Source organism: Wolbachia endosymbiont of Tuta absoluta, assembly GCF_059414725.1.
Genome location: NZ_JBNRJY010000519.1, coordinates 1 through 5828, shown reverse-complemented (window position 1 = coordinate 5828; position 5828 = coordinate 1). Strand labels below are relative to the sequence as shown.

The window sequence follows — 5828 nt, the reverse complement described above, 5'->3', positions numbered from 1 at the left end:
ATTTGTTATATTCATTGCAGTTACTGACTTTCATTCTTATTGGCATATTTTTCCTTTGTCGGCTAAATATCTATTTTATAACAAATTCCATCAGTAACTGCCTGTTCTTTCCTTGAGTGGTGCAACAAAGCCCGCTGGAATCCAGGAATCAAGAAGCCAGTGTCAAGCACTGAGATGACACCGAATGGGCTACCTAAACGACAAGGGGCTGTTTGAATAGCACCCTTCCGGTGTCTCAAACTACAACAGTTGTGAATAGAGAGTAATACGAAAAATTATACAATCAACGAACTACCTGTCATTTCATTTGGCTTTTTGAGTCCAAGTAGCTGTAAAATAGTAGGAGCAATATCAGATAATTTTCCATCTCTCAGTTTTAAATTTTCACAAGATATAATAAATGGAACTTTATTTAGAGTGTGCGCTGTGTGAGGTGTGTTATTTTCTTCATCGAACATACATTCCACATTACCATGGTCTGCTGTAACAATGAGTGCAGTATTACCCACTTCTTTGACAACGCTGAGTACTTTTGCAAGGCAATCATCTACAGCGAGCACAGCTTGCTCGGCTGCTTTTATATTACCTGTGTGTCCCACCATATCAGGGTTAGCGTAGTTTACAACTATCAGCGCAAATTCTTGAGAATAAATTTTTTTTACAAGCTCTTCTGTGAGCTCAAAGGCTGACATTTCAGGCTGCAGGTCATAAGTTTTAACTTTTGGTGAAGGAATGAGTATTCTTTCTTCACCAGAAAAAGGTTCTTCTCTTCCACAATTAAAAAAGAAAGTCACATGCGCGTATTTCTCAGTTTCAGCAATGCGCAGTTGCCGTAATTTATTGTCTTCTATTATCTGTCCCAAAGTGTTGGCAAAAGATTCAGGAGGAAAGAGATAAGGGATTTTTAAGTCCGCTTTATATTGCATCATACTTAAAATTGAAGAAAATTTTGCTACCTTAGCGTAATCTGTTTTGCCTAGCAAAATACTTGCCAATTGTATCATTCGATCAGCACGAAAGTTAGCCAATAGCAATCCATCTTCTGGTTTTATACCTTGATAATCTCCTATTATTGCGGGCCTGATAAATTCATCGGTTATATTATTTTGGTAATTTTCATCAATAAGCGATACTGCATCATCATAACGAGGCGCCTTTGCAAATGCGATGGCTTCATAAGCTTCAATTGTTCTTTCCCACCTATTATCACGGTCCATAGCATAATAACGCCCAGAGATAGTGGAGATTCTTATATCATTTTCCTTTATGCTTTCTGTAAATTCTTGAATGCATCTTTTCCCTGAATTTGGCAGTGTGTCTCTGCCATCTAAAAATGCGTGTATTACAACTTTAATTCCGCGCTGTGATATTTTGTTTGCTAAAGATGAAATGTGCTTTTGATGCGAATGAACACCGCCATCTGATATCAATCCCATTATATGGCATATGCCATTCTTACTTTTTAGATCATTAATAAAATTCTGTAGATTTGCATTATTTTCTATCGTTTCGATTGCTTGATTAATACGCTGAAGGCTTTGCATTACCACTCTACCGCTACCAATATTCATGTGACCAACTTCTGAATTGCCTATTTGGCCTTCTGGTAATCCAACATCAGTTCCACAGGCAGATAAACTGCACTTTGGATAATTAGAGCTAATATGTTGCCAACAAGGTGGATTTGAATTGCTAATAGCATTGTATTTACTATTTTCTATTCCATTACCCCAGCCATCTAGTATACATAAAACGACTGATTTAAAGTTCATATAAAAGTTAACATCGAAACCCTCAATGGTACCAAAAACAAATTCTTCTCACAACTTTTGTGTTAAAATAAGAGATAGAAAAAGCTGCTTGGAGGCAATGGTATATGAAGTTTTTCATAAAATATTTTATTAAAGTGATTGACAGTTGCTAAAGTGTTTACTAAAACACTTGCATAGCTTTAATAGTGAGGTCAAATGAGTTATAGTCAATATGTAAAGGATAATACTTTAGCAACATCAGGTGCTATAATTAATGTTGATAGATTAGTAAACTTTTTAAAAAACAATACAAACATTACAAGACTTATTTTACGATGTTCAAAAATTAATTATGAGGTTATAAAAAAATTAGCTCAGCTTTCTCATCTTACTTCACTTGATCTAAGTTGCAGTTATGTTGGTACAGAAGGTGCAAAGATTTTAGCAAGCGGGAATCTTATAAATCTTACTTCGCTTGATTTAGGAGGAAACGAAATTGGTGATGAAGGTGTAGAGGCTTTAGCCAGTGGAAATCTTACAAGTCTTACTGAGCTTAAATTATATGATAATAAAATTGGCGATAGGGGGGCAAAAGCTTTAGCAAGTGGAAACCTTCAAAAGCTTATTTTACTGAGTTTAGGATGGAATGAAATCAGTAATGAAGGTGCAGAGGCTTTAGCAGCAAGTGGAAACCTTAAAAATCTTATTACACTTAAAGTATATGATAACAGCATTAATTACAGAGATGTACAGACTTTGGCGAGTGGAAATTTGGTGCGTCTTACTTCGCTCATTTACAATTATTGCAGTATTGATGAAACATTGCCAAAAAATGTCCTTCCTCAATTAAAAAGGAAATGTAATAAAAGAAAAATAGGAGAGGAGCCAGATAGCAAGCTAAGTGAAGCGCAGACATCTTTGCATTTTGACAGTAAAGGCTTTAAAACTATATAACTTCACACGTTTTGTCTGTTTAAGAGACAAAAAAAAGGTAGTGAATTTTGGGCTAAAAGTGAAATGTACAGATTGTATAAAATAGTGCTCCCCGGGCCGGATTCGAACCAGCGACCAATTGGTTAACAGCCAACTGCTCTACCACTGAGCTACCGAGGAATAAACTGCTTTCAACTTATCACATTGAACGCCGATTGTAAACGATTTTTATGTAGACTTTAGACCTAGATATCATTCCAGTGCATGGAGCTGTAATCTAGTTCTTATTACCTGATATGCTCATTTGACAGTTAAGTCTTCTCTACCCCTATTTGCATAATACCTTCGTTTACGGTTAAAAGATATCGAGGTAGTAGGGTGTATTAGTTTTTGCAAGCTGTTATTTTGCTATGGATTGCTGTAATGGCATCATCTATTTTATTGTTATCACAGCCTGTTTGGGCAAGTTCGGCATTTCCACCGCAATCCCTTCTGGTTACAGTAGATACTAGCTCTTTTGCATTGATCTTATTAGTTAAATCTTTACTTACTTTGACAATCAAAACTGTTTTATCCTTTTCTGTTACCATGAAGGCTATTACAGTTTTCGGTTTTTGTTGCTGTAGAGCAAATTCCCTTATGATACTTCCTGGAACGTCAGTAAAAGTGTGGATTACGAAATTTATTCCATTTATTTCAGTACTTTTTATATTTTCTACACTGATAATCTTTTTATAAAGATTTTTTATTTTGGTTTCAAATTCTTTGCGCTCTTGGCTTAAAATACTGAGTCGACTTATTATTTCATTTACTGGTGCTTTTACGCATTCTGCAACTTTTTTTAAGCTAATTTCGTTATTGCGTACATAATTAATTGCTTCTTGACCGGTTAAAGCTTCAATTCTTCTTACTCGAGATGCAACGGAACATTCTGCTGCTATCTTAAACAAACCAATTTCTCCGGTACGCTCCACGTGTGTACCACCACATAATTCTTTTGAATCTCCAATTTTTACAACCCTAACATTATCACCATATTTTTCACCAAATAAGGCCATCGCTCCTTCGTCTATTGCCTCATCCATACCTTGAACTTTTGTGGACGTAGAAAGATTTTCTCTGATTAGAGAGTTTACTATATCTTCTACTGAAGACAGCTGATCCTGAGTGACTGGCTTATTGTGACTAAAGTCAAATCTTAGTCTATTTGGTGCGACTAGAGAACCTTTTTGAGTAACGTGATCACCTAAGATTTTTCTGAGTGCAAAGTGTAGAAGATGTGTAGCTGAATGATTTCTTCTTAAGTCTTGTCTTCTTTTTTTGTTAATACTAGCTGTAACTGTATCACCTTTACGAACTGAACCAGACTCCACTATACATCTGTGTAAATATAGGTCATTAATCTTGTTGGTATTTTCCACTATGATTACGCCTAAATCTGGTGTCATTCCAGCGCGTGACGCTGGAATCTGGATCCCAGTATCAAGTACTGGGATGACAAGAAGGAACTTTCCAATATCTCCCACTTGTCCACCTGACTCTCCATAAAAAGGTGTTTTATCAAGTATAATAGTTATCTTTTCTCCTTCTTTTGCAGAATCAATTACTTCATTTTTAGAGGAAATTATTGCGAGTACTGTTGCATCCTTTACTTCATCACGTTCATAACCAACAAATTCCGTTTTGCCAAACTGATCGATTAAATTAAACCATACTTGTTCAACAGATTTTTCACCAGATCCAGTCCAATTAGCACGTGCTCTTTCTTTTTGCTCTTTCATTGCATTATCAAAACCTTTTTGGTCAAAATTTATTTTCCTTTCTTTCAAAATATCAAGTGTGATATCCAAAGGAAATCCATAAGTGTCATATAGTTTGAATGCTGATTCTCCAGATAGAGTGTCACCTGATTTTAAATCTGCAGTGAATTTGTCCAAGAGATTAATGCCTTTCATTAAAGTGTCTTTAAAGTTTTCTTCCTCTGATTTTAACGTTGTTTCTATTAAGCTTTTAACTCTGATTAGCTCTGGATAAGCATCTCCCATATAAGCCAAACTTGTGCCATCTATGAGTGCAGGAAAAACAAGGTTCAATAGAGAATCATTATATCCAAGTAGGTGGATATAACGTGCTGCTCTCCTGATCAATCTGCGTAGTACATAATTTCTTCCTTCATTTCCAGGAAGCACTCCTTCTGCGATGAGAAATGCAGCTGCACGAAGGTGATCTGCGATAATCTTATGAGCTACTTTATTTTCCGTATTTCCACAGTACTCTTGCGATTTACTTACCAGAGCAGAAAATAGGTCAATATCATAGTTATCATGAACGTTCTGCATAACAGCTGCTATTCTTTCAAGGCCCATTCCGGTATCGATGCATTTTTTTGGTAATTTTTGTAAATTACCTTCTTCATCTTTATTAAATTCCATGAACACCAGGTTCCAAATTTCAACAATTCTGTCGTCTTCATGTAAAGCGGAATTTCCATGATCGTAAAAGATTTCAGAACATGGGCCACATGGACCAGTATTGCCCATGCTCCAAAAGTTATCATCTGTTGTAATTCTTATGATTTTATCATCTGAAAAGCCACTTATCTTACGCCAAATTTCATATGCTTCATCATCAGTGTGGTAAACAGTTATGGATAGTCTGTTTTTATCAAGAGACAATTCTTCAGTAATAAATTTCCACGCAAATTCTATCGCAGTTTCTTTAAAGTAATCACCAAAGCTAAAATTTCCGAGCATTTCAAAAAATGTGTGATGCCGAGATGTATAGCCAACATTTTCAAGATCATTGTGTTTACCACCTGCTCGGAGACACTTTTGACTTGAGACGGCACGTTTCATTTCAGTTTTTTGCGTGCCGGTAAAGATGTTTTTGAACTGTACCATACCAGCATTTGTGAACATGAGTGTTGGATCATGCTCTGGAATCAAAGGAGAAGAAGGAACTTGCTCATGATTATTATTTACAAAAAATTTTATAAATCTTTCTCTAATTTCGTTTAGCTTCATCGTTTTTACTGAGGTTATCTATGCATAATAAGTTGTAACAGAAGTAAAATCAATTTATCAATCTAAATATTAATATATATATTACTTAGTATAATAAAAGTAACTTTTACATAAAAATTTT

Annotated in this window: 3 protein-coding genes and 1 tRNA gene; 1 reads left to right on the top strand and 3 read right to left on the bottom strand. The window is 35.4% G+C overall.

The genetic code is table 11. The annotated features are described in order from the left end of the window. Positions 1-275: 275 nt before the first annotated feature. Complete coding sequence (gene gpmI, locus ACJ5GX_RS05760; RefSeq protein ID WP_052264783.1) at positions 276-1772, bottom strand: 2,3-bisphosphoglycerate-independent phosphoglycerate mutase; 1497 nt, start codon at positions 1770-1772, stop codon at positions 276-278. A 195-nt stretch (positions 1773-1967) separates the two neighbouring features. Between gpmI and ACJ5GX_RS05755 the strand changes: the two genes are divergently transcribed. Beyond that, complete coding sequence (locus tag ACJ5GX_RS05755) at positions 1968-2705, top strand: leucine-rich repeat domain-containing protein (protein ID WP_052264782.1); 738 nt, start codon at positions 1968-1970, stop codon at positions 2703-2705. 87 nt (positions 2706-2792) lie between these two features. Here the strand turns inward: ACJ5GX_RS05755 and ACJ5GX_RS05750 are convergent. Together ACJ5GX_RS05750 and alaS are read right to left on the bottom strand one after the other, a co-directional pair. Next, positions 2793-2864: transfer RNA gene (locus ACJ5GX_RS05750), tRNA-Asn, on the bottom strand. A gap of 203 nt (positions 2865-3067) precedes the next feature. Further along, a complete protein-coding gene (gene alaS, locus ACJ5GX_RS05745) occupies positions 3068-5707 on the bottom strand; it encodes an alanine--tRNA ligase (protein ID WP_096097200.1) in 2640 nt (879 codons plus the stop codon). Positions 5708-5828: the final 121 nt, after the last annotated feature.